Origin of the sequence: Phenylobacterium sp. (assembly GCF_046290725.1) — a bacterium.
Classification (GTDB): Bacteria; Pseudomonadota; Alphaproteobacteria; order Caulobacterales; family Caulobacteraceae; genus Phenylobacterium.
In genome coordinates this window covers 886,012-908,955 of the sequence record NZ_JBKBUH010000001.1, presented here as the reverse complement: position 1 = coordinate 908,955, position 22,944 = coordinate 886,012, and the positions used below count along the sequence as shown (strand labels likewise).

At 70.3% G+C, this 22,944-nt stretch carries 25 protein-coding genes and 2 tRNA genes; 18 read left to right on the top strand and 9 right to left on the bottom strand.

Annotated features, from left to right (window positions below):
* Positions 1-212 precede the first annotated feature (212 nt).
* From ACK41C_RS04835 to ACK41C_RS04795, 9 genes are read left to right on the top strand one after another with little or no spacing between them, the layout of a single operon-like run.
* Positions 213-518 (top strand): lipid asymmetry maintenance protein MlaB, encoded by a 306-nt coding sequence (locus ACK41C_RS04835; RefSeq protein WP_409651030.1) that lies wholly within the window; start codon positions 213-215, stop codon positions 516-518.
* Entirely contained in the window at positions 515-883 is a 369-nt protein-coding gene (locus tag ACK41C_RS04830; RefSeq protein WP_409651028.1) for a response regulator, read from the top strand. Before ACK41C_RS04835 ends, ACK41C_RS04830 begins: the two co-directional genes overlap by 4 nt.
* The gene (locus tag ACK41C_RS04825; RefSeq protein ID WP_409651026.1) at positions 880-2,832 is read left to right on the top strand and encodes a chemotaxis protein CheA; all 1,953 of its coding nucleotides are present in this window, start codon (positions 880-882) and stop codon (positions 2,830-2,832) included. The genes ACK41C_RS04830 and ACK41C_RS04825 overlap by 4 nt, the downstream gene beginning before the upstream one ends.
* Positions 2,829-3,299, top strand: a complete 471-nt coding sequence (locus tag ACK41C_RS04820) for a chemotaxis protein CheW (RefSeq protein WP_409651024.1) — start codon at positions 2,829-2,831, stop codon at positions 3,297-3,299. The genes ACK41C_RS04825 and ACK41C_RS04820 overlap by 4 nt, the downstream gene beginning before the upstream one ends.
* Complete coding sequence (locus ACK41C_RS04815; RefSeq protein WP_409651022.1) at positions 3,296-4,987, top strand: methyl-accepting chemotaxis protein; 1,692 nt, start codon at positions 3,296-3,298, stop codon at positions 4,985-4,987. Before ACK41C_RS04820 ends, ACK41C_RS04815 begins: the two co-directional genes overlap by 4 nt.
* A gap of 14 nt (positions 4,988-5,001) precedes the next feature.
* On the top strand, positions 5,002-5,481 hold the full coding sequence (locus tag ACK41C_RS04810) for a chemotaxis protein CheW (RefSeq protein WP_409651020.1): 480 nt from the start codon (positions 5,002-5,004) through the stop codon (positions 5,479-5,481).
* On the top strand, positions 5,471-6,361 hold the full coding sequence (locus ACK41C_RS04805) for a CheR family methyltransferase (RefSeq protein ID WP_409651018.1): 891 nt from the start codon (positions 5,471-5,473) through the stop codon (positions 6,359-6,361). The genes ACK41C_RS04810 and ACK41C_RS04805 overlap by 11 nt, the downstream gene beginning before the upstream one ends.
* A 6-nt stretch (positions 6,362-6,367) precedes the next feature.
* Complete coding sequence (locus ACK41C_RS04800; RefSeq protein ID WP_409651016.1) at positions 6,368-7,477, top strand: chemotaxis response regulator protein-glutamate methylesterase; 1,110 nt, start codon at positions 6,368-6,370, stop codon at positions 7,475-7,477.
* Positions 7,474-9,177 (top strand): hypothetical protein, encoded by a 1,704-nt coding sequence (locus ACK41C_RS04795; protein ID WP_409651014.1) that lies wholly within the window; start codon positions 7,474-7,476, stop codon positions 9,175-9,177. The genes ACK41C_RS04800 and ACK41C_RS04795 overlap by 4 nt, the downstream gene beginning before the upstream one ends.
* Positions 9,178-9,183: 6 nt before the next feature.
* On the opposite strand, the gene ACK41C_RS04790 is transcribed toward ACK41C_RS04795, so the two are convergent.
* The 4 genes from ACK41C_RS04790 to ACK41C_RS04775 all read right to left on the bottom strand — a co-directional run bounded on the left by ACK41C_RS04790 (position 9,184) and on the right by ACK41C_RS04775 (position 11,066).
* Positions 9,184-9,588, bottom strand: a complete 405-nt coding sequence (locus ACK41C_RS04790; RefSeq protein WP_409651012.1) for a CrcB family protein — start codon at positions 9,586-9,588, stop codon at positions 9,184-9,186.
* A gap of 3 nt (positions 9,589-9,591) precedes the next feature.
* Positions 9,592-9,963: a CrcB family protein gene (locus ACK41C_RS04785; RefSeq protein ID WP_409651010.1), complete on the bottom strand. Its 372-nt coding sequence runs from the start codon at positions 9,961-9,963 to the stop codon at positions 9,592-9,594.
* Between the two features lie 24 nt (positions 9,964-9,987).
* A tRNA-Arg gene (locus ACK41C_RS04780) sits at positions 9,988-10,064 on the bottom strand.
* Positions 10,065-10,115: 51 nt separating this feature from the next.
* Positions 10,116-11,066, bottom strand: a complete 951-nt coding sequence (locus ACK41C_RS04775; RefSeq protein WP_409651008.1) for an ABC transporter ATP-binding protein — start codon at positions 11,064-11,066, stop codon at positions 10,116-10,118.
* Between the two features lie 102 nt (positions 11,067-11,168).
* Between ACK41C_RS04775 and ACK41C_RS04770 the strand changes: the two genes are divergently transcribed.
* The 3 genes from ACK41C_RS04770 to polA all read left to right on the top strand — a co-directional run bounded on the left by ACK41C_RS04770 (position 11,169) and on the right by polA (position 15,438).
* The gene (locus tag ACK41C_RS04770) at positions 11,169-11,471 is read left to right on the top strand and encodes a zinc-finger domain-containing protein (RefSeq protein WP_409651006.1); all 303 of its coding nucleotides are present in this window, start codon (positions 11,169-11,171) and stop codon (positions 11,469-11,471) included.
* 248 nt (positions 11,472-11,719) lie between these two features.
* Positions 11,720-12,514 carry an isocitrate lyase/phosphoenolpyruvate mutase family protein gene (locus tag ACK41C_RS04765; RefSeq protein ID WP_409651004.1) on the top strand — a complete coding sequence of 265 codons (795 nt, stop codon included), beginning with the start codon at positions 11,720-11,722 and terminating at the stop codon, positions 12,512-12,514.
* 62 nt (positions 12,515-12,576) lie between these two features.
* Complete coding sequence (gene polA, locus ACK41C_RS04760; RefSeq protein ID WP_409651002.1) at positions 12,577-15,438, top strand: DNA polymerase I; 2,862 nt, start codon at positions 12,577-12,579, stop codon at positions 15,436-15,438.
* 4 nt (positions 15,439-15,442) lie between these two features.
* Here the strand turns inward: polA and ACK41C_RS04755 are convergent, their stop codons facing one another.
* Positions 15,443-16,513, bottom strand: a complete 1,071-nt coding sequence (locus tag ACK41C_RS04755) for an aspartate-semialdehyde dehydrogenase (RefSeq protein ID WP_409651000.1) — start codon at positions 16,511-16,513, stop codon at positions 15,443-15,445.
* Between the two features lie 268 nt (positions 16,514-16,781).
* Between ACK41C_RS04755 and ACK41C_RS04750 the strand changes: the two genes are divergently transcribed.
* The 3 genes from ACK41C_RS04750 (at position 16,782) to ACK41C_RS04740 (ending at position 18,608) form a co-directional block, all read left to right on the top strand.
* A complete protein-coding gene (locus ACK41C_RS04750; protein ID WP_409650998.1) occupies positions 16,782-17,402 on the top strand; it encodes an exopolysaccharide biosynthesis protein in 621 nt (206 codons plus the stop codon).
* A 32-nt stretch (positions 17,403-17,434) separates the two neighbouring features.
* On the top strand, positions 17,435-18,076 hold the full coding sequence (gene hpf / locus ACK41C_RS04745) for a ribosome hibernation-promoting factor, HPF/YfiA family (RefSeq protein WP_409653909.1): 642 nt from the start codon (positions 17,435-17,437) through the stop codon (positions 18,074-18,076).
* A gap of 67 nt (positions 18,077-18,143) precedes the next feature.
* Positions 18,144-18,608 (top strand): PTS sugar transporter subunit IIA, encoded by a 465-nt coding sequence (locus ACK41C_RS04740; protein WP_409650996.1) that lies wholly within the window; start codon positions 18,144-18,146, stop codon positions 18,606-18,608.
* 73 nt (positions 18,609-18,681) lie between these two features.
* Here ACK41C_RS04740 and ACK41C_RS04735 read toward each other — a convergent pair whose 3' ends face one another.
* Positions 18,682-18,939 carry a DUF1150 family protein gene (locus ACK41C_RS04735; protein ID WP_409650994.1) on the bottom strand — a complete coding sequence of 86 codons (258 nt, stop codon included), beginning with the start codon at positions 18,937-18,939 and terminating at the stop codon, positions 18,682-18,684.
* Between the two features lie 101 nt (positions 18,940-19,040).
* Positions 19,041-19,454 carry an Hsp20 family protein gene (locus tag ACK41C_RS04730; protein WP_409650992.1) on the bottom strand — a complete coding sequence of 138 codons (414 nt, stop codon included), beginning with the start codon at positions 19,452-19,454 and terminating at the stop codon, positions 19,041-19,043.
* A gap of 164 nt (positions 19,455-19,618) precedes the next feature.
* Here ACK41C_RS04730 and ACK41C_RS04725 point away from each other — a divergent pair, with 164 nt between their 5' ends.
* Positions 19,619-20,008, top strand: a complete 390-nt coding sequence (locus tag ACK41C_RS04725; RefSeq protein ID WP_409650990.1) for an MAPEG family protein — start codon at positions 19,619-19,621, stop codon at positions 20,006-20,008.
* A gap of 37 nt (positions 20,009-20,045) precedes the next feature.
* Here the strand turns inward: ACK41C_RS04725 and ACK41C_RS04720 are convergent.
* Positions 20,046-20,121 (bottom strand) — tRNA-Ala (locus ACK41C_RS04720).
* Between the two features lie 108 nt (positions 20,122-20,229).
* Positions 20,230-20,700, bottom strand: a complete 471-nt coding sequence (locus ACK41C_RS04715; protein ID WP_409650988.1) for a TIGR02300 family protein — start codon at positions 20,698-20,700, stop codon at positions 20,230-20,232.
* 126 nt (positions 20,701-20,826) lie between these two features.
* On the opposite strand from ACK41C_RS04715, the gene aroA reads away from it, so the two are divergent.
* Positions 20,827-22,149 (top strand): 3-phosphoshikimate 1-carboxyvinyltransferase, encoded by a 1,323-nt coding sequence (aroA, locus tag ACK41C_RS04710; protein ID WP_409650986.1) that lies wholly within the window; start codon positions 20,827-20,829, stop codon positions 22,147-22,149.
* The gene (cmk, locus tag ACK41C_RS04705) at positions 22,146-22,796 is read left to right on the top strand and encodes a (d)CMP kinase (RefSeq protein WP_409650984.1); all 651 of its coding nucleotides are present in this window, start codon (positions 22,146-22,148) and stop codon (positions 22,794-22,796) included. Before aroA ends, cmk begins: the two co-directional genes overlap by 4 nt.
* The last annotated feature ends 148 nt before the right edge of the window (positions 22,797-22,944 follow it).

Genomic DNA, 22,944 nt, shown 5'->3' with positions numbered 1-22,944 from the left:
CTCTCCTGAAAAGGAGAACGATGTTCAGTTATCATTGAGATCTAGTTGGCGCTCATTGAGATATAATAGACAATATTTACCAATTGGCCCCAAGAGACGATTTGCAAAGACAATAGTCTCAATTCTCATTGGAATTAACACAAGCTTAGACGCAGTCATATCGGCGGCGAATGGCAAGGCTGTGGGTTGAAAAGCGGACGAGTTCGGAAGACATGCAGGTTGAAGACTCCTACACGGTAAGCTTGCAGGGCGCGCTGAACCTGCGCGATGCTCCGGCGATCCGTGAGCAGTTGCTCGCCGCGATCGGCGAGCATGAAGCCGTCGATCTGGACCTTTCCGGCGTCGAGTCGATCGACGTCGCGCTCGTCCAGGTCCTGCTCGCCGCAAGGAAGAGCGCCGACGCCAACGGTCGCATCCTCCGGCTGGCCCCTTCGCCGCCGGGAGAGGCGTGCGGCGTAATCTTCGCCCGCTGCGGCCTGGCGAGCGACCTCTGGAATTCTCAGGAGACGCAGGGATGACGAAGACCATCCTCACGGTCGACGATTCGGCCTCGGTCCGGCAGATGGTGCGGATGACCCTTTCGGGCGCCGGCTATCGGGTGCTGGAGGCGGTCGACGGGGCCGAAGGCCTGGCCAAGGCCACTTCCGAGACGGTCGATGCGGTCATCACCGACCTCAACATGCCCAATATGAACGGGCTGGACTTCATCCGTAGCTTCCGCCGACACCCTTCCAGCACCGGTGTTCCGATCGTCCTCCTGACCACCGAGTCCGACGACGAGCTGAAGCGCCAGGCCCGGGAAGCCGGGGCCATCGGCTGGATGGTCAAGCCCTTTCGTCAGGACCAGCTGCTCGCCATCGTCAGGAAGGTGGCCGGCCAATGAGCGCGGCCGATCCTGCCGAGGTGTTCCGCCAGGAGGCGAAAGACCTTCTGGAGCAGCTCGAGCAGATCCTTCTCGACCTGGCCAGGGCGCCGGAGGATCGGACGCTGATCGACGGCGCCTTCCGCGCCCTGCACACGATCAAGGGGTCGGGTGCGATGTTCGGCTTCGAGGCGGTCGCCGCCTTCGTGCACGAGTTCGAGACCGCCTTCGACCAGGTGCGCAAGGGCCGCGCCAGCGCCGGCGAGGCGCTGATCTCCGTGGCCCTGCAGGCCAAGGACCACGTCCACGCCCTCATCTTCCAGCCCGGTGAAGACGCCGGGGACGGCGCGGCCATCGTCGCGGCCCTGGAGGCCATCGTCCGACCGGGCGCGGCCAAGACGCCGGCGACGGCCGCCGAAGGCGCTCCGGCTCTCGCTTCGGGGGCGCCCTGGCGTCTGCGTTTCCGCCTGCCGGCCGACGCCCTGGCTTCGGGCGCCAATCCGCTGCTGCTGCTGGACGAGCTGCGGGAGTTGGGCGCCTTCGAGGTGACGGCCCTCACCGAAACCCTTCCGCCGCTCGAAGACCTCGATCCTCAGCAGCTGCACCTCGCCTGGACGGCGCGCCTGCCGGCCGAGGTCGACCGCGCGGCGGTGGAAGACGTCTTCATGTTCCTGCGCGACGAGATGGAGTTCGCCCTGGAGCCGGAGGCCGAACTCGCGCCGCCGCCGGCCGCCGCAGCCCTGGAAGCGCCCGCCGCCGAAGCGCGCGCCCCCGGCAAGGGCGGCGGGTCCATGCGCGTACCCGCCGAACGCCTGGACGAGCTGATGGACCGTGTGGGCGAGTTGGTGATCGCCCAGGCGCGCCTGTCCCAAATCGCCGAAGCCGGGGCCGACCCCGCCTTGAAGGCCATCGCCGAGGAGCTGGAGCGGCTGTCTTCGGGCCTGCGCGACACCACCATGGGCATCCGCATGGTGCCCATCGGCAGCCTGTTCGGCCGCTTCCGCCGGCTGGTGCACGACCTGTCCGCCAGCCTTGAGAAGAAGGTCGAGTTCGTCACCTCCGGCGAGGAGACCGAACTGGACAAGACCGTGGTCGAGCGCCTCGCCGACCCCCTGGTCCACCTGATCCGCAACGCCGTCGATCACGGGCTCGAGACGCCGGAGGGCCGCGCCGCGGCCGGCAAGCCGGCGGCCGGCTCGGTACGGCTGTCGGCCGTGCACGCCGGGGCGGAGGTGGCGATCTCCATTTCGGACGACGGACGGGGCCTGGACGCCGCCCGGATCCGCGCCAAGGCCGAGGAGGCGGGGCTTCTGTCGCCGGAGGCCAAGCTCTCCGATTCCGAACTGTACCAGTTCCTGTTCCATCCGGGCTTCTCCACCGCCTCCCAGATCACCTCGGTCTCCGGCCGCGGGGTTGGCATGGATGTCGTCAAGCGCACCGTGGAAAGCCTGCGGGGCAGCATCGACATCGCCACCCGGCCCGGCGGCGGGACCACCGCCACCCTGCGCCTGCCGCTGACGCTGGCCATCATCGACGGCATGCTGGTGCGGGTGGGAAGCGGGCGCTACGCCATCCCGCTTTCGGCCGTGGAGGAATGCGTGGAGCTGCCGCCCCAGGCCGACGCGCCGGAGGCCGGCCGCAGCTTCCTGAACATCCGCGGCGCCCTGGTGCCCTTCCTGCGGCTGCGCGAGCTCCTGAAGGTCGACGCGCCGCCGGAGCCGCACCAGAAGGTGGTGATCGTCTCTTCGGGCGAGCTGCGCGTGGGTCTGGTGGTCGACCAGATCATCGGCAACAGCCAGACCGTCATCAAGTCGCTGTCCAAGCTGCACGCGGGCGTGGAGACCTTCTCCGGCGCCACCATCCTCGGCGACGGGACCGTCGCCCTGATCCTCGACGTCGCCCATCTGGTCGCCTTCGGCCAGGCCTTCGAAGAGCGGCTGACGGCCCATCGCCTCGGGAGGGCGGCATGAAGGTCGTGACCCTGGACCTGGACGGCGAGGTGTTCGCCATCGAGGCCGAAAGCGTGCGCGAGATCCTCGACCCGCCGCCAATCACCCAGGTGCCGAACGCCCCGCCGTTCGTCGACGGGCTGATCAATGTCCGCGGCCGCGTCGTGCCGCTGGCGGACCTTCGGGTGATGTTCGGCATGGAGCGGCGCGCCGCCGACGCCCACACCCGCATCGTCGTGCTGGAAATCGAGCTGGACGAGGAGCCGACCATCGTCGGCGTCCGGGCCGACCGCGTCTACGACGTCACCGACATCGAACCGACGACCATCGAGGAGGCCCCGAAGGTGGGCATGCGGTGGCGCGCCGACTTCGTCCGCGGCGTCGGCAAGCGCGGCGACGACTTCATCATCGTCCCCAATCTGGGGCGGATTTTCGCAACTCAGACCGGCGCGGGGGCGCCGCGTCCGGAAGAGGGGACCGGGTCATGAGACTCACCATGAAGGTCAAGCTCGGCTTGACGTTCGCCATCGTCATCGCGCTGGCGGGCGTCAGCATGTTCATAGCCATCGGCAAGCTGGGCGAGTTGAACAACGCGTTCAACGCCGCCGTGGAAGGCAACGTCCAGCGCATCCAGATCGCCAACCTGATCAACGCCCGGACGCTGCGGGTGGCCCGCGACGAGCGGAATCTCATCCTGACGACTGACGAGGCCGGCATGGCCGAGGTGGTCCGCGCCATGGACGGCGAGATCGCCGCCATCAAGGAGGAGACGGCCAAGCTGCGGAGCTCGGCGAGCGACGAGGGCAAGCGCCGGATCGACGCCTTCATCCAGGCCTATGACGACTATCTGGCGATGCACGCCCGGATCCAACGCCTGGCGCTCGCCAACAACAATGCGGAGGCCTTCGCGCTCGCCAACGGCGAAGGCCGCACGATCCGCCAGAAGGCCGTCGACGCGCTCAACAGCGTGCTCGACCTCAACAACGAGCAGCTCGAACAGGCGTCGAAGGACACCGACGCCCTGTACGATGGCTCCCGGGCCCTGCTGATCGGTCTTCTCACCGCATCGACCCTCATCGCCCTCGGGGCCGCGGGGTGGATCCTCTACACCATGAGCCGGGCGCTGACCTCGGCCGTCGGCCTGGCCAACGCCGTGGCCGCCGGCGACCTGAACGCCACCGCCACGGTCAAGACCAATGACGAGATCAAGGACCTGATCGACGCCCTCAACACCATGACGGCCAAGCTGAGGGAGGTGGTCTCCGAGGTGATGGCCGCCTCGCGCAACGTGGCCGCGGGCAGCCAGGAGCTGTCGGCCAGCTCCGAGCAGCTCTCCCAGGGCGCGACCGAGCAGGCTTCGTCCACCGAAGAGGCCTCGGCCTCGATGGAGGAGATGGCCGCCAACATCAAGCAGAACGCCGAAAACGCCGGCCAGACCGAGCAGATCGCCCGCCAGTCGGCGGCCGACGCCCAGGCCAGCGGCCAGGCGGTCGGCAGGGCGGTGGAAGCCATGCAGACCATCGCCGAGAAGATCATGATCGTGCAGGAGATCGCCCGTCAGACCGACCTTCTGGCGCTCAACGCCGCGGTCGAGGCGGCCCGCGCCGGCGAGCACGGCAAGGGCTTCGCCGTGGTGGCTTCGGAGGTGCGCAAGCTCGCCGAGCGCAGCCAGGCCGCCGCCGCCGAGATCGGCACGCTTTCGGGCGATACGGTCAAGGCGGCTCAGGCCGCTGGCGAGATGCTGTCGAAGCTGGTGCCCGACATCCAGCGCACCGCCAGCCTGGTGGAGGAGATCTCGGTCGCCAGCCGCGAACAGAACGCCGGCGCCGCCCAGATCAACGCCGCCATCCAGCAGCTGGACAAGGTGACCCAACAGAACGCCGGCGCTTCGGAAGAGATGTCGGCCACCTCCGAGGAGCTGGCCAACCAGGCCGAGCAGCTGCAGGCCACAATCGGCTACTTCCGCCTGGACGAGAGCGCCGCGCGGCCCGCCAGGTCTCGGTTCGACCAGACCGCCGGCCGTGAAGTCCGCAAGGCTCTGATGTCGGCGCCGCACATGAGCCGCAAGCCGGCGCCGGCACCGGCGGCCGCATCCCACGGCGGCGGCTTCGCGCTGGACATGGGCGACGGCTCCGACGCCCTCGACGGCGAGTTCGCGCGCCGCGGCGCGGCCTGACGGGAGGCCGGTTCGTGTCCGACGCTGCGCAGTACGTCACGCTCGGCCTGGCGGGGGAGACGTTCGCCGTCCCTGTCGATCGGGTCCAGGAGATCCTGGAGCTGCGCCCGATCGCCCGCCTGCCGCACACTCCGGCCGATTTCCTGGGGATGATCGACGTCCGCGGCAGCGGCGTCCCGGTGGTCGACTTGCGGGCCAAGCTCGGCCTGGCCCCGGGCCGGGACGACGAGAGCACCCGCATCGTCGTGCTGTGGATCTCCGCCGAGGCGCGCATGCTGACGCTCGGCCTGAAGGCCGATCGGGTGTTCGAGGTGACGGTGCTGGACGGGGCCGAGCTGGAGCCGCCGCCGGAGATCGGAACCCGCTGGCGCTCCGACTGCATCGCTGGAATGGGCCGGCGCAACGGCGCCTTCGTCACCGTGCTCGATCTCGACCGGCTGTTCTCGTCCGACGAGATCCCGCTGCTGGCGTCGGAGGCGGCGGATGCCGCCTAGCGCGTCGGCGGTGCGTACCGCGCCGAGGATCCTTTCGGCCGGCGTCCGGAGCGAGGAGTTGGGCGACCGCGACTTCGAGCGGCTCTCCCGGCTGATCGGCGAGGAGGTCGGCATCAAGCTGCCCCAGGGCAAGCGCCTGATGCTGGAAGGCCGGCTGCGCAAGCGGGTGCGCCATCTCGGCTATTCGGGCGTGTCCGAATATTGCCGGTTCCTGTTCGAGGCCGACGGCCTGGAGACGGAGCTGCCGCACCTCATCGACGTGGTCACCACCAACAAGACCGACTTTTTCCGGGAGCCGGACCATTTCGCCTGGCTGACCGGACGCATCGTCCCGGAGCTCCTGACCGCCCGGCGTGGCGGGGGGACGCCGTTCCTGAAGGTCTGGAGCGCGGCCTGCTCCAACGGCGCCGAGCCCTATACCGCCGCCATGGTGCTGGCCGAACTGGCGCGCGAGGTCGGTGGTTTCCGCTTTGCGGTGCTGGGGACCGACATCTCCACCCAGGTGCTCGAACACGGCCGCCGCGCGGTCTATGCCGAGGCGGCCGTGGAGCCGGTGCCGGAGGCGCTGCGCCGCCGCTACCTGCTGACCTCCAAGGCCGGCGCCCGGGAGGTCCGCATCGCGCCCGAACTGCGCCGCCTGGTGCGGTTCGCGCGGCTGAACCTGATGTCCCAGACCTATCCCTTCGACCGGGACGTGGACGTCATCTTCCTGCGCAACGTGCTGATCTATTTCGAGCGCCAGACCCAGGAGGCGGTGATCCGCCGGCTGGCCGGCCACCTGCGCCCCGGGGGCTATCTGATCCTCGGCCACTCCGAATCCATGATCGGGACGCACATGCGGCTGCGCCAGTGCGCGCCCTCGGTGTTCCAGAAGACCTGACCTGAGATGCCCGCAGCCGCCGACAAGATACGCGTCCTGATCGTCGACGACTCGGCTTCCGTCCGCCGCGCCCTGGCGGAGATCGTCGCGTCCGACCCCGCGCTCGAGGTGATGGCCACCGCCGCCGACCCCTACGAGGCGGCCGAACAGATCAAGCGGGCCGTGCCCGACGTGATCTTCCTCGACATCGAGATGCCGCGCATGGACGGCCTGACCTTCCTGCGCAAGATCATGGCCCAGCGGCCGATCCCGGTGGTGATCTGCTCCAGCCTGACCGAAGAGGGCTCCGAAGCCCTGATGAAGGCGCTGGAGAGCGGCGCCGTCGACGTGGTGACCAAGCCGAAGATCGGCACGGCCAGGTTCCTGCAGGAGGCGCGCATGCGCATCTGCGACACGGCCAAGGCGGCCGCCCAGGCGCGCCTGTTCGGCGGCCGCCGCGCCCCGCCAAGGCTGGAGCCGCAGGCCAAGCTGACCGCCGATGCGGTCATCCCGCCCGCCGCCGCATCAGCCGCGCCGAAGATCGCCACCGAGCCGGTGATCTGCATCGGCGCCTCCACCGGGGGGACCGAAGCCCTGCGGGTGATCCTGCAGTCCCTGCCGCCCGACGCGCCCGGCGTGGCGGTGGTGCAGCACATGCCCGAACGCTTCACCGCCGCCTTCGCCCGGCGGCTCGACGGCCTGTGTGCGGTGGAGGTCAAGGAGGCCGAACCGGGCGACGCCCTGACCGCCGGCCGGGTGCTGGTCGCGCCGGGCGACCGGCACATGCTGCTGCGCCGGGTCGGCCGCCGCTACGAGGTCGCCTTGGACGACGGTCCGCACGTGCGCCGCCACCGGCCTTCCGTCGACGTGCTCTTCCGGTCCGCGGCCCAATGCGCGGGACCGAACGCCGCCGCGGCCCTTCTGACGGGCATGGGCGACGACGGCGCCCAGGGCCTGCTCGAGTTGCGCCAGTCCGGCGCGCGCACCTTCGCCCAGGACGAGGCGACCAGCATCGTCTTCGGCATGCCCAAGGAGGCCATCGCGCTTGGCGCGGCCATGAAGGTTCTGCCTCTGACGCGGATCGCCGCCGAGCTGCTGATCGCCGCCCGGCCGGCCGTTGGCCGAGGCGCCGCATGACGGCGGCGGTCAAGGCGATCGACGCCGGAAACACGACCGCGCAGAACTGCGCGGTCGCCGACCTGTCCGCCCGCCTGGGAGAGCCGCGGCGGCGGATCGAAGGCGCCTTCGTGGCGGTGGGCGACCGGCTGGGCCAGTGCGTCGAGCTGCTGTCGGCGCTCTCGGAGCTGTTCGAGGGGCTGCCCCGCCGGCTCGAAGGCGCCGCCGTCACGGAGGCCGAGGCCCGCCTCCGCCAGGTGGCCGCCGCCGCCGAGGCCATGGCCGTGCGGCTCACCGCTGAGCAGGAGGGCCTGAAGCGCCTGATGGCCGTGGTCGCCCGCGTGGAGCGCCCGGTCGGCGAGATCTCCAGCGCCGTGCGGGCCATCGGCATGGTCGCCCTCAACGCCCGGGTCGCGGCCGCGTCCCTGACCGGCGACAATGCGGACTTCTGCGTCTTCACCGCCGACATCGCCCGGCTCTCGGAGCACGCCACCCGCACCATCCGGGCCTTCGCCGACGTTTATGGGGAGCTGGTCGCCTCCCTGCGGGCCGCCGACGCCCAGAGCGCCCGCTTCGACGCCGGGCGCAGGTCCGACCTCTCACAGTTCGTGGTGCGGGTGAACGGCGGGCTGGAGGCGGTCGCCGCCCGCCGCAGCCAGGCCGCCGCGGCCAGCCTGGAGGTGGGCCGGCTGTCGGCCCAGATCCGCGACCGGGTCGGGACCGCCGTCTTCGCCCTGCAGATCGGCGACATCACCCGCCAGCGGGTGGAGCATGTGGAGGCCGCGCTCGACGCGCTTTCCGCCCATCTGGCGGCGGGGGACGATGCGGCGGTCGCCGGCGCGATCTGCCGGCTGCAGGCCGAGCAGCTTTCCCAGGCCATTGCGGCGTTCGAAGGCGAGCTCGACCAGGTGGTCCGGGCGCTCGGCAGCCTGCGCGGCGAGGCATGCGAGGTGGTGCGCCGCGGTCAGGCGGTGTTCGGCGCCGAGCGCGGCTCGTTCCTGGTGGAGCTGGCCGAGGAGCTGCGCCGCACCTGCGATCTGATCCGTTCATGCGAGGCCGCCAGCGCCGAGCTCGACCGCGCCGCCCGGCGCGTGGTGGAGCGGGTCGCCGAACTGGCCCAGCGGATCGAGGCGGTCCAGGCCATCGAGGCCGAGATGCGCCTGGTCAGCCTGAACATGGCCCTGCAGTGCAGCCGCCTGGGCCAGGACGGCCGCGCCCTGAAGGTGATCGCCCAGGAACTCGGCGGGCTGGTGGCGGCCACCGTCGGCGCGGCCGAGTTGGTGGTCGACGGCCTGGGCGAGGCGCAGGCGCTGGCGCAATCCCTGAGTTCGGTCTGGACGGACGGTGAGGCGTCGGCGTCCCTGGAGGCCGAAGCCGCTGCATCGGTCGCCCTGCTGGAGGGCGTCGACGCCGACCTCGCCGATGCGCTGGGAGTGCTGGCGCGCGACGGCGACCAGGTCGCGCGGCTGCTGGCGGTCACCGCCCGCGACATGCGCATCCGCGAGGATATCGGCCAGGCCCTGCGCGGGATCCTGGCCGAACTGGAAGCCGCCGCCGAGGCCGGCGGGCCGCCGTCGGCGGAGGCCGTCGAATGCGCCCGGGAAATCCTCGGCGCCCGTTACACCATGGCCAGCGAACGCGCCCTGCACGACCGGTTCTTTGACGCCGCGCCGGCTCCGACGCCGGAGCTCGAAGAGGACTTGAGCGCCGTCCTCCTGTGAAGGCGGTCAGCCCGCCGTCCGCGCGCGGCGCGCCCGCGTGCCGATCTCGTGCCCCAGCCAGACCGAGACCGACCACAGGATCAGTGAGCCGCCGACGAACGCGCCGGCCCGTCCCCAGGCGCCCTCCTGCACCAGCCGCAGCGCTTCGAGGCTGAAGATCGAGAACGTCGTGAAACCGCCGCAGAAGCCGCCCATGACGAACTGGCCCGCCAAGGGGCGGCCGGCCGTCTGGCCGTCCGTGTCCGTCCCGGCGAAATAGAGGCCGATCAGGAACGAGCCGAGGGCGTTGACGGCCAGCGTCCCCCAGGGAAAGTCAGCACCGGCCAGGGCCAGCGAAACGCCGTAGCGCGCCGCCGAACCCAGGGCGCCGCCGGCCCCCACCGCCGCATAGAGGCCGAGCCGTCCCGCCATGGCTCAGCCCCCCGCCAGCCATTGACCCGCCGCAAGCCCGGCGGCCGCCGCGGTCAGGCAGAGGAGGAGCGAGGCTGCGACGTTCCAGGCGGCGCGGCGCAGCTCGCGGTTTTGCACCAGGATCAGGGTCTGGAGGCTGAAGGACGAGACCGTGGTGTAGCTGCCCAGCACCCCGACGGCGAGCGCCAGCCACAGCGGCAATGCGGCCGACGGGCGGCCAGGCTCCAGCAGGGCACCGGCCATCAGCCCCAGCGCCGCGGCGCCGGTCACGTTCACCGACAGGACGCCCCACGGAAACCGCCCCCCGATACGGCGGTCGACCACGCCCGACAGCCAGAAGCGCAGCATGGCGCCGAGGGCGCCTCCGAGCGCCACGGCGAGAAAGTCATTCAGGGAGAATGGCGCACCCGACACGATTCGAACGTGTGACCTTTGCCTTCGGAGGGCAACGCTCTATCCAGCTGAGCTACGGGTGCGTGCTTCGAGCGGAAGGCGCTTCTAGCGGAAACCGCGCCGAAGCGAAAGGCTTAGGCCGGCGCCTTTTCCGTCGCGGTGGTGAGCGCCACGAACACATCCTCCAGGTCCGGGTCCTCGGTGGAGATGTCCTTGATGTGCAGGCCGATAGCGCGGACGGCCGCCAGCACCTGCTCCACGCTGGACTGGCCGGTGCGGTAGGTGACGGCGAAGGAGCCGTCCGGCCGCAGCCGGGTCTCGAAGCCGGCAAGCTGGGGCGCCGCCGCCAGCGGCTCCTCCGGCAGGACGATGACGTTGCGGGTGTCGAGCCGGCGCAGCAGGGTGGTGGTGGGTTCGCAGGCCACGACCTCGCCGCGGTTGACGATGGCGATCTGGTCGCAGAGCTCCTGGGCCTCTTCCAGATAGTGGGTGGTGAGCACGATGGTCACGCCCTTGCGGTTCAGCTCCAGCACATAGGCCCAGAGCTGGCGGCGCAGCTCCACGTCGACGCCCGCGGTGGGCTCGTCGAGGATCAGCACCGGCGGATTGTGGGTCATGGCCTTGGCCACCATAAGGCGGCGCTTCATGCCGCCGGAGAGCTGGCGCACATAGGCCGAGGCCTTGTCGGCCAGGCCCAAGGCCTCCAGCAGCTCCATGGTGCGACGTTCTCCCGGCGGCACGCCGTACATGCCGGCCTGGACTTCGAGGCTTTCGCGCGGGGTGAAGAAGGGGTCGGCGGCGATCTCCTGGGGCACCACGCCGATGGCGGCGCGGGCGTCGCGCGGGCGCTCGTCGATGTCGCGGCCCCAGATGCGCACCGTGCCCGAAGTCTTCTTGCAGAGGCCGGCCAGGATGTTGATGAAGGTCGACTTGCCCGCCCCGTTCGGTCCCAGCAGGCCGAAGATCGCCCCGCGCGGGATCTTCAGGTCCACGCCCTTCAGGGCCCGCATCTCCGGCGTGGTCTTGGTGGCGGGATAGGTCTTCACCAGGCCTTCGGCCTCGATGGCGTAGTCGGGCAGGTCCATGCGGGGTTTGGCCTCGGGCTCGATGGATTGACGGCGAAAGCCGCGCTCGCATACCTAGGCGCGCGCGCGGGTTCCGCCAAGGCGCGCGCACCGGAGAGTTTCATGGCCCGCAAAGCCCCCGTTCCCGACCAAGGCCGCTCCTCGAAGCTGGAGCCCATGCCCGCCAAGCCGGCGGCTACGCCGCCGCATCCGGCGCCGGAGGTGATCGTGGTCCGCTCCGGCCGGATCGCCTGCGACGGGGTCGGCGGCGCCCTGGGCCATCCCAGGGTCTGGCTGGAGATGGGCGAAGCGGCCTTCGTGGAATGTCCCTATTGCGACCGCCGCTTCGTGCTGGCGGAGGGCTCCGAAGGCGCCGAGGACGAGCGCCTGGCGCCGGGCGTGTACGAAGGCCCGCACGGGCACTGAGCGCCCTCAAAAGCTGTCATCCCGGTCTCGGCGCAGCCGAAGACCCATACCTCCGCACGGGTCCTTTCATGTGGAGCCCGGCGTCGACGCTGCGAGCCGACTTGCGCGATCCGGCGTTCATGGGGCCCGACAGCCGCTGCGCAACTCCAGGATGACGAAGAGGGCGCGCGCGCTGACCCTGTCCGAATCCCGCCAGCACGTCACGGCGGCGCTTCCTATATCGTCCTTCACCTGACGAGGAGGCGAGCATGACCCAGCAAGACAAGGCCGCGGCGTTCCGCAAACTGCACGAAGGCCCGGAGATCCTGGTCCTGCCCAACGCCTGGGATGCGGCCAGCGCCGCCCTGATGGCCGACGCCGGCGCCGAGGCGGTGGGCACCTCCTCGGCCGCCGTGGCCTGGGCGCACGGCTATGCGGACGGCGACGTGCTGCCGCGCTCGGCCCTGTTTTCGACGATCTCCGAGATCACCCGCGTGGTCTCCGTTCCCCTCACCGCCGACATTGAAGGCGGCTACACCGACGACCTTTCCGAACTGGCCGAGGTGATCGAGGGCGTGATCGGCGCCGGGGCGGTGGGGATCAACCTGGAGGACGGCCCGCGGGATCCCGGCCTGCACGCCCGCAAGATCGAAGCCGTGCGAAAGACCGCCGGCGACAGGCTGTTCGTCAACGCCCGCATCGACGTCTATCTGCGCGGCGGCTCGGGCGACGAAGCCCTGAACGAGACGCTGCGGCGCGCCGAATTCTATAAGGGCGCCGGAGCTGATGGAATCTTCGTCCCCGGCCCGGTGGACGAGAGCCTGATCGCCACCCTGGCCCAGGAGATCGCCCTGCCGCTCAACGTCATGGGCCGCGGCGGCGCGCCCACGGCCGAGCGGCTGCAGGCGCTGGGCGTGCGAAGGCTCTCCTCGGCGACCGCGCCGTTCCGGGCGGCCTATGCGGCGCTCGCCCGGGCGATGGCGGACTATACGGCCAGCGGCGACGCCTCGGCTCTCGCGGCCCTGGGCCAAGGCCTGCCGGACCTCAACAGGCGGTTCGCCTGAGGCGTTGAAATTCGGCGGCGGGGGCAGATGACCGGCGGCCTCCGCGCGCCTATCTTGCCCCCATGACCGAGACCCTCGACGCCGCCCCCGCCGCCCTGGACGAGATCCCGCGCGAACCGACCCAGGACGGGCCGGCGGTGCGGCTCTATCTGGTGGACGGCTCCGGCTTCATCTTCCGCGCCTATCACGCCCTGCCGCCGCTGACCCGCAAGTCCGACGGCCTGCCGATCGGGGCGATTTCGGGCTTCTGCAACATGCTGTGGAAGTTCCTGGTGGAGATGAAGGCCAAGCCCGAGGGACCGACCCACCTGGCCGTGGTGTTCGATCATTCGGAAGAGACGTTCCGCAACAAGCTGTACGATCAGTACAAGGCCCATCGGCCGCCGCCGCCCGAGGACCTGATCCCGCAGTTTCCGCTGATGCGCGAAGCGACGCGGGCGTTCGGCGTGCCGTGCCTGGAGCTGCCCGGCTACGAGGCCGACGACCTGATCGCCGCCTATGCCTGCAAGGTCCGCGACCTGGGCGGGGAGGCGGTCATCGTCTCGTCCGACAAGGACCTGATGCAACTGGTCGGCGACCGGGTCTCCATGCTCGACACCATGAAGAACCTGAAGATCGGCCGCGAGCAGGTGATCGAGAAGTTCGGCGTGCCGCCCGAGAAGGTGGTGGACGTCCAGGCCCTGTGCGGCGACTCGGTCGATAACGTGCCGGGCGCCCCCGGCATCGGAGTGAAGACCGCCGCCCTTCTGATCAACGAGTTCGGCGATCTCGACACCCTCCTGGCCCGCGCTTCGGAGATCAAGCAGCCCAAGCGGCGCGAGACCCTGATCGAATTCGCCGACCAGATCCGCCTCTCGCGGGAGTTGGTCCGGCTCGACTGCGACACGCCGCTCCCGTCCCCCATCGACGAGCTCGTGGTCGATGATCCCGACCCCGCTGTGCTCGGCAAGTTCCTGGAGGAGATGGAGTTCCGTTCGCTCGCGCGGCGGATCGGCGAGGCGCGGGCGAACGGCGTCGAGGCCCAGGCGCCCGTTCAGGCGCCGGCCCCTTCGCCGGAGCACCCGGCCATCGACACCTCCGCCTATGTCTGCGTGCGCGACGTCGCCACGCTCGAGGTCTGGATCGCCAAGGCCCGGGCCGCGGGCGTGGTCGCCTTCGACACCGAGACGGACTCGCTTTCCTCGGCCGGAGCCAATCTCTGCGGCTTTTCGCTGGCGGTCGCCCCGGGCGAGGCGGTCTATATCCCGGTCGGCCACGAGAACGAGGGCGCCGGCGGGCTGGAGTTCGAGGCCCCCGAGGCGCTGGAGCAGATCCCGTGCGAAGACGTCATCGCGCGGCTCAAGCCGCTGCTGGAGGATCCCGCGGTCCTGAAGGTGGCGCAGAACGCCAAGTACGACATGGCGGTCCTCTCCCGCTACGGGATCGCGGTCTGGCCCATCGAGGACACCATGCTGATCAGCTACGCCCTGGAGGGCGGGCTGCACAAGAGCCACGGCATGGACGAGCTTTCCAAGCGCTGGCTGGGGCACGCGCCCATCGAGTTCAAGACTGTCGCCGGGACCGGCAAGGCCCAGAAGAGCTTCAAGCACGTGCCGCTGGATGCGGCCACCTGCTATGCGGCCGAGGACGCCGACGTCACCCTGCGGCTCTACGAGCACCTGCGCCCGCGCCTGCACCGCGAGGGGCTGCTGACCGTCTACGAAACCCTCGAACGCGGCATGCCCAAGGTGCTGGCGGACATGGAGTGCGCCGGCGTCCGGGTGGATACCGAGCGCCTGCGCCAGCTCTCCAATGACTTCGGGACGCGGATGGCCGAGCTGGAGGCCGAGGCTCACCACCTCGCCGGCCGTCCGTTCAACCTGGGCAGCCCCAAGCAGATCGGCGAGGTGCTGTTCCAGGAGATGGGCTTGGCCTCGGGCCGGGTGACGGCCACGGGCGCGGCCTCCACCGACGCCTCCATGCTCGAGGAGCTGGCGGCCCAGGGCCATGAGCTGCCCCGCGTGCTGCTCGACTGGCGTCAGCTCTCCAAGCTGCGCGGCACCTATACAGAGGCCCTGGTCGCGGCGATCTCCGAGCGGACGGGACGGGTGCATACCTCCTACGCCCTGGCCTCGACCTCGACCGGCCGGCTCTCCTCCTCCGATCCAAACCTGCAGAACATCCCGATCCGGACGGAAGAAGGGCGCAAGATCCGCAAGGCTTTCATCGCCGAGCCGGGACACGTGCTGATCAGCGCCGACTACAGCCAGATCGAGCTGCGCCTGCTCGCCCATATCGGCGACATCCCGCAGCTGAAGGAGGCCTTCCACCGGGGCCTGGACATCCACGCGGCCACCGCCTCGGAGATGTTCGGCGTGCCGATCGAGGGCATGCCGGCCGAGACCCGCCGCCGGGCCAAGGCGATCAATTTCGGCATCGTCTACGGCATCTCAGCCTTCGGCCTGGCCAACCAGCTCTCGATCCCCCAGGACGAGGCCGGCGCCTACATCAAGACCTATTTCGACCGCTTCCCCGGCATCCGCACCTATATGGACCGGACCAAGCAGCTCGCCCGCACCCAGGGCTTCGTCAGCACCATCTTCGGGCGCAAGGTCCACATTCCGGCGGTGAAGTCGAAGTCGGCCGCCGAGCGGGCCTTCGGCGACCGGGCGGCGATCAACGCGCCGATCCAAGGCGCCGCGGCCGACGTGATGCGGCGGGCGATGATCCGGATGCCGGACGCCCTGAAGGCGGCTGGCCTGTCGGCGCGGATGCTGCTGCAGGTGCATGATGAACTGGTCTTCGAAGCTCCGGAAGCGGAGGCCGAGGCGACCATCGCCGTGGCGAAGAAGACCATGGAGCGCGCCGCTGAACCCGCCGTCGCGCTCTCGGTGCCCCTGGTGGTGGACGCGCGCGCCGCCCCCAACTGGGACGACGCGCACTGAGGCGCTAGCTCATCAGCCGCTCGGCGATCTGGACGGCGTTGAGGGCCGCGCCCTTCAGGAGCTGGTCGCCGGCCAGGAACAGCGACAGGGTCCGGCCGCTGGGATCGCTCAGGTCCCGGCGGACGCGCCCGGCCAGCACCTCGTCCACGCCCGAGGCCTCGTTGGGCATGGGATAGTGGTTGGCGGCATGGTCGTTGACGAGCCGCAGGCCCGGCGCCCGGGCGAGCCAGGCTTCGGCTTCGGCCGGGTCGACGGGGTGCGCGAACTCCACCGTGAGGGCCATGGAGTGGGCGCGCAGCACCGGCACGCGGATGCAGGTGAAGCTGACCCGCATGTCCGGCGCATCCATGATCTTGCGCACCTCTTCGATCACCTTCAACTCCTCGCCGTTGTAGCCGGTGGCCGGGTCGACCGCGGCGTTGTGGCTGAAGACGTTGAAGGCGTAGGGGTGCGGCAGCACCTGGGGCGCATAGGCTTCGCCGGCCAGGTGGGCGGCGGTGGCGGCTTCCAGCTCGGCCATGGCTGCGGCGCCGGCGCCCGAGGCCGACTGGTAGGTGGCGCCGATCAGCCGCAGGATGCGGTTGCGGGCGTGCAGGGGCGCCAACGCCACCACCGCGATGGCCGCCACGCAGTTGGGATTGGCGACGATGGCCGGGCGCTCGTCCAGCAGCCGGCCGTTCACCTCCGGCACGACTAGCGGTGTCGCCGGGTCCATCCGGAAGGCCGAGGAGTTGTCCACCACCCTGCAGCCGGCGGCTGCGGCGAGGGGGACGTATTGCCGGCTGATCGAGGCGCCGGCGGAGAAGAGCGCCACATCGACGCCTTCGAAGCTTTCGGGCGTCAGCGCCTCCACCCTCACCTCGCGCCCGCGGAACGGCAGGGCGCGGCCGGCCGAGCGCGGCGAGGCCAGGAGCTTCAGCGACCGGACCGGGAAGTTCCGGCGCTCCAGGCAGGCGACCAGTTCGGCGCCCACCGCGCCGGTGGCGCCGATCACCGCCACGTTCAGCAGCCGCGCGGCGGGCCCGTCGCCAGGGGTCTCGTGAAGCATTTCAGGGGCGTCTTGCAGGGAAAGCATGGGTTCGTCTCCGGGGTTGGGGGCCGGAGGCGGGGATCGTCGGGCTTTCGCGCAGATGATGACCCCGGCCTCGCGGCGGGGTCTTCGGGGTTCAGGCGGCGTGCGCGCGCGTTCCCCCAAGCCCCGCGGGCATGGTGGTTTTAATCGCGCTTTTAATGGTCGAACGACGCATGGGCGGCTGCATAGCGGCGCGCCGGCCCCTTGTAAACAACCGCGGGCGTGGCACATCCAATCGGCCGCCGGTGCGTTATCGGCGGGCGAGGGGGCCATGGACGACGCTCCGGACGAACAGACCCTGCCGATCTCGGCCATCCTGCGCGAGCTGTGCGCGGAGGAGCGGATCACCGTGGGCGAGATCGTCCACCGCTTCGGCCGGCGCGCCTTCGGCGCCCTGCTGTTCATCTTCTCGACGCCCAATCTCCTGCCCCTGCCGCCGGGTTCCTCCACCGTGCTGGGCGCGCCGTTGGTGCTGTTGAGCCCGCAGGTGGCGCTGGGGGTCCATGCGCCCTGGCTGCCGCGGTTCGTGGACGATCGAGAGATCTCCGGCGCCGACCTGCAGCGCAGCTTCGGCCGCATGCTGCCGTTCGTCGAAGGGTTCGAGCGGGTGTCGCGCCCGCGGCTCGCCTTCCTGTTCGGGCCTTGGGGCGACCGGATGATCGGCCTGGTCTGCACCCTCTTGTCCCTGGTGCTGATTCTGCCGATCCCGTTCGGCAATCTGCTGCCGGCGCTGACGATCGGCGTCCTGGCCTTCTCGCTGGTTCAGAGGGACGGGGTTTTCGCCCTGCTGGGCTACGTTCTGGCCACCGTCAGCGGCGGCGTTCTGGTGTTCGCCGCCGACGTGGTGATCGGCGCCGTTCGCCATCTCGTGAACTGGTTCGGAGCCGCTTGACACCCGGCCCGGTCCGGCGCGTTGTTTCCTTTATGCAAGTCCAAGTCACCGGCAAGCATGTCGACGTCGGCGAGGCCCTGCGTATGCGGGTCACCGACGAACTCACCGGCTCCATCGGCAAGTATTTCGACCGCGGCGGCGACGCCGACGTGGTCGTCAGCCGCGACGGCCACGCCTTTCGCGTGGACTGCCGCGTCACGCTCGCCTCGGGCCAGCAGCTTCAGTGCCACGCCCTGGGCGGCGACGCCCACGGCGCCTTCGATGCGGCGCTCTCCAAGATCGAGACACGCATCCGCCGCTACAAGCGCCGCCTGAAGGATCATTCCCCCGCCGCCACGGCCAAGCAGGCCGAGACGGCCGCCTATTTCGTCCTGCGTGCGCCCGAGGAAGAAGAAGATGTCGAGTGGGGCGACGTCGAATCGTCGCACGCCGGCGCTAGTCCTCCCTCCGCAATGGTAATCGCCGAAACGGAAAAGGACGTCCGCACCATGACCGTTTCCATGGCGGTCATGGAGTTGGACTTGACGGAATCTCAGACAATCGTGTTTAGGAACGCCGCCCACGGGGGACTATCCGTGGTGTATCGCCGGCCTGACGGAAATATCGGCTGGATCGACCCCGAACGCACGAAATCGCTGAACGGGACCGGATCTAACGGAGCCGCCGCGCTTTAAGCGTCGCTCTCCCGGTCGCCGCGGCGCGGATTGGGGTTTTTGTGTTGGGTTTGGGCGTTACGGGACCATGCAGATAGGCGACATCCTGGATCGCGGCGCGATCGCGCCGCGGGCGAGCGCGCCCAACAAGCGGCATGTTCTGGCCCTGCTGGCCGACATCGCCGCGCGCAATTTCGGCCTGGACTCCGGCCAGGTCCTCGAGGCCCTGAGCGAACGCGAGCTGGCCGGCTCCACCGGCGTGGGTTACGGCGTGGCCGCGCCCCATGCCCGGCTGGAGGGACTCACGCGGATGCGCGGGGTGTTCCTGCGCCTGGAGCAGCCGGTCGAGTTCGGCTCGGTCGACGATCAACCGGTGGACCTGATCTTCGCGCTGTTCGCCCCGCCCAACGCCTCGACAGAACACCTGCGGGCGCTGGCCCGAGTCTCGCGCCTCCTGCGGCAGGCGGAGCTGCGCGAACAGCTGCGCCAGGCGCGGACGGCCGACGCCATCCACGCGCTCCTGGTTCAGGAGCGCCCCTCCGCCGCCGCCTGACGCAGAGGTCGGGCGGGCGCAGGGCGCACGCAGCCTCTGGAGATCGCAGGCCCTCCGGCCGTAGCGCCGTTCCTCAGTGCACCGAAACCGGCGCCAGCTCGTGGGCGAGCGCCGCGGCCACGGCCGAAGCCTTGTCCGTCAGCACGGCCAGGCGTTCGCCGTCCGCGCGGTGCACGGCGTAGAGGGTCTGCTCCGGGTCGAGCTGGAACCCTTCGATCTGGCCCGAAGGAGTCGAGGCCAGGATCTCGGCGGCCTTGATGGGACGCACATAGACGAGGTCCGGGGCGCCCAAGGCGGCGAAAGCTTCTCTGGTCAGCACGGGCGTCATCATGACCACCTCCGTAAAACTCAACGCACCCGACGGCCGCCGGTTCAGCCGGCCGTCTTCCCGCGCCCCGGCCCATCCGGCGGCGCGGATCTGCGGCGGCGGGATCAGCCCGCCGTCCTGATCGGGATTCGCTGGACCCTGCGTTCGGGCTCGGGACGTTCGAGGTCGATGTGCAGGAGCCCATGCTCCAGCGAGGCGCCGCTCACCACCATGCCGTCGGCCAGGACGAAGCTCCGGACGAAGCCCCGCGCCGCGATGCCGCGGTGCAGATAGGCCTCCTCGCCGGCGCCTTCGCGCTTGCCCGCCACGATGAGCTGGCGGTCCTCCAGGGTCACCTGCAGCTGGTCGGGCGTGAAGCCCGCCACCGCCAGGGTGATCCGAAGCGCGCCCGCGCCGCGATCCTCCACATTGTACGGCGGATAGCTCTCCGCCGCCGCCTTGGCGGCCCGCTCGATCAGGCTGCGCGTATGGTCGAAGCCCAGGAGAAAGGGGCTGTCGAACACCATCGACCTGTTCATTCCAGAGTCCTCAAGTTCCAAGCGACTCCCCGGAAGATCCGCCCTGGATCGGCGCGGCCCTTCCGGTCGACCCCTGATGTGGCCCTGCAAACGCCCGTTTTCAACCGCCGCCGTATGGGCGCACATTCCGTGGGCCGGCGGCCGCGCCGGCGGGGAGGAAGCTCATGTCGATCGAACTCTGGTGCCTGTTCCTGGCCATGGCGCTGGGACTCGTGCACCTCAGCGCCGCATCCTTCGCCTTCAAGGCGCAGGTGGGAAACCGGTACTCGGTGGGTTCGCGGGAGGAAGGCCTGGCGCCCACAGGCCTCGCCGGGCGGCTGGACCGCGCCCAGCGGAATTTCCTGGAGACCTTCGCGATCTTCGCCGCCGCCGTCCTGATGGTGGAGATGCTGAACGAGGGCGGCTGGCTCAGCGCCTGGGGCGCGGGGATCTACCTCGCCGGCCGCGTCCTGTTCCTGCCGCTCTACGCCGCGGGCCTGCCCTGGGTGCGCACCTTCAGCTGGAACGCCGCGACCCTGGGCCTCGTCATGGTGATGATCGAGGCGGCGATCTGAAAGGGCGAAGGCCCGCCGGGTTACCGGCGGGCCTTCATGGTGGAGCTAAGCGGAGTCGAACCGCTGACCTCTTGAATGCCATTCAAGCGCTCTACCAACTGAGCTATAGCCCCGAGGTCCGGGCTCTCCGGCGAGGCTCCCCGCCGAAGAGGCGCGGAACCTAGTCTGAGAGATGGGCGCGATCAAGCCTCTGTGAGAGCATTTTTGTCGCGCCCTCCGACCTAGCGGTCGTCGTCGTCTCCCTCGCCCGGCAGGCCGTCGATTTCGGAGTCGTCGAAGTCGTCCTCCTCGTCCTCGAGGAAGGGCACGTCGTCGGTGTCCTCCTCGTCTTCGAGATCGTCTTCGGTGAATTCCGAAAGCTGGTCGTCGCCGCCGGGCTCGGCGGTTTCGTCGTCGTCTTCGGAGATCAGCGGCGGCTCGTCGGCCACCTCGTCCAGCTCCGGCGCGCCGGCGTCTTCTTCTTCTTCCTCGTCATCCTCGGCCTTCTTGCCGCGGACTTGATCTTCGCGCTCGTCGTCCAGGTCGGCCTCGACCGGGGCGGCGCGGGCGCGGACGCGGCGGTTGCGCACCGCCTCGTCAGGGTCGAACTCGGTCGCGCATTTCGGGCAGACCGCCGGGCGGCGGTTCAGGTCGTAGAACTTGGCTTGGCAGTTGGGGCAGATTTGCTTTGCGCCCAGTTCGGGATTGGCCAAGGCGGGAGCCTCTTGGAGCAAGGGGTTCGGATCGAAGCGGGCTCCCTTGCCATGGGCGTAAGCCGCTGTCAAAAGCAAACCCCCTCGGCAAAAACAGCAGGCCTTAAGGAGGCTTGGAACACTCAAATGACGCCGGCAGGACTGACCGCGAAACGCGGCGGCCCGCTGCGGGGTCGCGTGCGCGCCCCGGGCGACAAGTCGATCTCCCACCGGGCCCTGATCTTCGGGGCGCTCGCCGAGGGAACGACGGAGATTGAGGGCCTTCTGGAGGGCGAGGACGTGCTGCGCACGGCCGCCGCCATGCGCGCCTTCGGGGCGGAGGTGGAGCGCCTGGGCGAAGGGCGCTGGCGCGTCGTGGGCAAGGGCGGTTTCGAGGAGCCGTCCGACGTGATCGACTGTGGCAACGCCGGCACCGGCGTGCGGCTGATCATGGGGGCGGCGGCCGGCTTTCCGCTGGCGGCCACCTTCACCGGCGACGCCTCCCTGCGCAGCCGGCCGATGAACCGGGTGATGGTCCCGCTGAAGGACATGGGCGCCGCGTTCCTGGGCCGGTCGGGCGGGCGCCTGCCGCTGACCCTGCGCGGGGGCGAGCTTTCGCGGATCGAATACCGCCTGCCCGAACCCTCGGCCCAGGTGAAGTCGGCGGTGCTGCTGGCCGGGCTGCACGCCGCCGGCGGGGCCAAGGTGATCGAGCCGGAGCCGACCCGCGACCATACGGAGCGGATGCTGCGGGCCTTCGGCGCCCATGTGGACGTGCGCGACAAGGGCGGCGAGCGTCACATCGAGCTGCCCGGCGGCCAGAAGCTGGTGGGCGCCCGGGTGCGCGTGCCGGGCGACCCCTCCTCGGCGGCCTTCCCGCTGGTGGCGGCCCTGGTGACCCCCGGCTCGGAGGTGACGGTGGAGGACGTGCTGCTGAACGAACTGCGCACCGGCCTCTTCCGGACGCTCAGCGAAATGGGCGCGGAGCTTTCGGTGGAGAACGTCCGCAATTCGGGCGGCGAGCAGATCGGCGACGTCACCGCCCGGCACTCGCGGCTGCACGGCGTGGCGGTGCCGCCGGAGCGTGCGCCGTCCATGATCGACGAGTATCCGATCCTGGCGATCGCCGCGGCCTTCGCCGAGGGGCGCACGGTCATGCGCGGCATCGGCGAGATGCGGGTGAAGGAAAGCGACCGCATCGCCTTGACCGCCCAGGGCCTCCTGGCCTGCGGGGTCGTCGTCGAGGAAGAGGCCGAAGGGATGACCGTGGTCGGGACCGCCCACGGCAATCGCCCTGTCGTGGGCGGCGGCCGGGTGACCACCCGGGGCGACCACCGCATCGCCATGTCGCACCTGATCCTCGGCCTTGCGGCGGAGGCGCCGGTGTCGGTCGACGAACCCGGCATGATCGCCACCAGCTTCCCGGGCTTTGTGGAGCTGATGCGCGGCCTGGGGGCGGAGATCGCGTGAAGCCGCCCTTCGTCATCGCCGTCGACGGACCCGCCGCCTCAGGCAAGGGAACGATCGCCACGCGGCTGGGCGCGGCCTTCGGCGCGCCTGTGCTCGACACCGGCCTGCTCTATCGGGCGGTCGGCGTGCTGCTGCAGCGCCGGGGCGGGGATCTGGGCGACGCGGCGGCGGCGGCGGCGGTCGCACGCGCCCTGACCGCCGACATGCTGACCGACCCGGGCTTCCGCACGCGCGAGGCGGGCGAGGCGGCCAGTCGCGTCGCGGTGCATCCGAGCGTCCGCGAGGCCCTGTTCGAGATGCAGCGCGCCTTCGCCCGGCGGCCGGAGGGCGCGGTGATCGACGGGCGGGACATCGGCACGGTGATCGCGCCGGAGGCGCCCGCCAAGCTTTATGTCACCGCGCGTCCGGAGGTGCGGGCCGAGCGGCGCTGGCGCCAGTTGGCCGGCCAGGGGGAGGCCGTGACCTACGAGGAGATCCTGGCCGACATTCGCCGACGCGACGCCCGCGACAGCGGGCGCGCCGACGCGCCCATGCGGCCGGCGGCCGACGCCGCCTTGCTGGACACCTCCGAAATGACTATAGAGCAGGCAGCCGATGCGGCCCGCCGCATCGTCGAGGCGGCGCGCGCTCGCTGGGAGCAATCCTAGGCCGGCAAATCCAACCGCGCCCATCCCTCGATCGCCGCGGGCAAATCCACCTGCGGGGCGCACCGCCCCGCCTTCGGTTCAACCCCTAACCGACGCCGGGACTCCGTCCGACCGCTGTTCGCGCCGGACCTCGCGTCATTTGAAGACG

Coding starts and splice junctions, on each gene's coding strand:
- ACK41C_RS04835 (WP_409651030.1), top strand. CDS start 213: ATGCAGGTTGAAGACTCCTACACGGTAAGCTTGCAGGGCGCGCTGAAC.
- ACK41C_RS04820 (WP_409651024.1), top strand. CDS start 2,829: ATGAAGGTCGTGACCCTGGACCTGGACGGCGAGGTGTTCGCCATCGAG.
- ACK41C_RS04825 (WP_409651026.1), top strand. CDS start 880: ATGAGCGCGGCCGATCCTGCCGAGGTGTTCCGCCAGGAGGCGAAAGAC.
- ACK41C_RS04790 (WP_409651012.1), bottom strand. CDS start 9,588: ATGGCGGGACGGCTCGGCCTCTATGCGGCGGTGGGGGCCGGCGGCGCC.
- ACK41C_RS04795 (WP_409651014.1), top strand. CDS start 7,474: ATGACGGCGGCGGTCAAGGCGATCGACGCCGGAAACACGACCGCGCAG.
- aroA (WP_409650986.1), top strand. CDS start 20,827: ATGACGCCGGCAGGACTGACCGCGAAACGCGGCGGCCCGCTGCGGGGT.
- ACK41C_RS04815 (WP_409651022.1), top strand. CDS start 3,296: ATGAGACTCACCATGAAGGTCAAGCTCGGCTTGACGTTCGCCATCGTC.
- ACK41C_RS04765 (WP_409651004.1), top strand. CDS start 11,720: ATGACCCAGCAAGACAAGGCCGCGGCGTTCCGCAAACTGCACGAAGGC.
- ACK41C_RS04805 (WP_409651018.1), top strand. CDS start 5,471: ATGCCGCCTAGCGCGTCGGCGGTGCGTACCGCGCCGAGGATCCTTTCG.
- ACK41C_RS04775 (WP_409651008.1), bottom strand. CDS start 11,066: ATGGACCTGCCCGACTACGCCATCGAGGCCGAAGGCCTGGTGAAGACC.
- ACK41C_RS04735 (WP_409650994.1), bottom strand. CDS start 18,939: ATGATGACGCCCGTGCTGACCAGAGAAGCTTTCGCCGCCTTGGGCGCC.
- polA (WP_409651002.1), top strand. CDS start 12,577: ATGACCGAGACCCTCGACGCCGCCCCCGCCGCCCTGGACGAGATCCCG.
- ACK41C_RS04830 (WP_409651028.1), top strand. CDS start 515: ATGACGAAGACCATCCTCACGGTCGACGATTCGGCCTCGGTCCGGCAG.
- hpf (WP_409653909.1), top strand. CDS start 17,435: ATGCAAGTCCAAGTCACCGGCAAGCATGTCGACGTCGGCGAGGCCCTG.
- ACK41C_RS04750 (WP_409650998.1), top strand. CDS start 16,782: ATGGACGACGCTCCGGACGAACAGACCCTGCCGATCTCGGCCATCCTG.
- ACK41C_RS04770 (WP_409651006.1), top strand. CDS start 11,169: ATGGCCCGCAAAGCCCCCGTTCCCGACCAAGGCCGCTCCTCGAAGCTG.
- ACK41C_RS04725 (WP_409650990.1), top strand. CDS start 19,619: ATGTCGATCGAACTCTGGTGCCTGTTCCTGGCCATGGCGCTGGGACTC.
- ACK41C_RS04730 (WP_409650992.1), bottom strand. CDS start 19,454: ATGAACAGGTCGATGGTGTTCGACAGCCCCTTTCTCCTGGGCTTCGAC.
- ACK41C_RS04740 (WP_409650996.1), top strand. CDS start 18,144: ATGCAGATAGGCGACATCCTGGATCGCGGCGCGATCGCGCCGCGGGCG.
- ACK41C_RS04800 (WP_409651016.1), top strand. CDS start 6,368: ATGCCCGCAGCCGCCGACAAGATACGCGTCCTGATCGTCGACGACTCG.
- ACK41C_RS04755 (WP_409651000.1), bottom strand. CDS start 16,513: ATGCTTTCCCTGCAAGACGCCCCTGAAATGCTTCACGAGACCCCTGGC.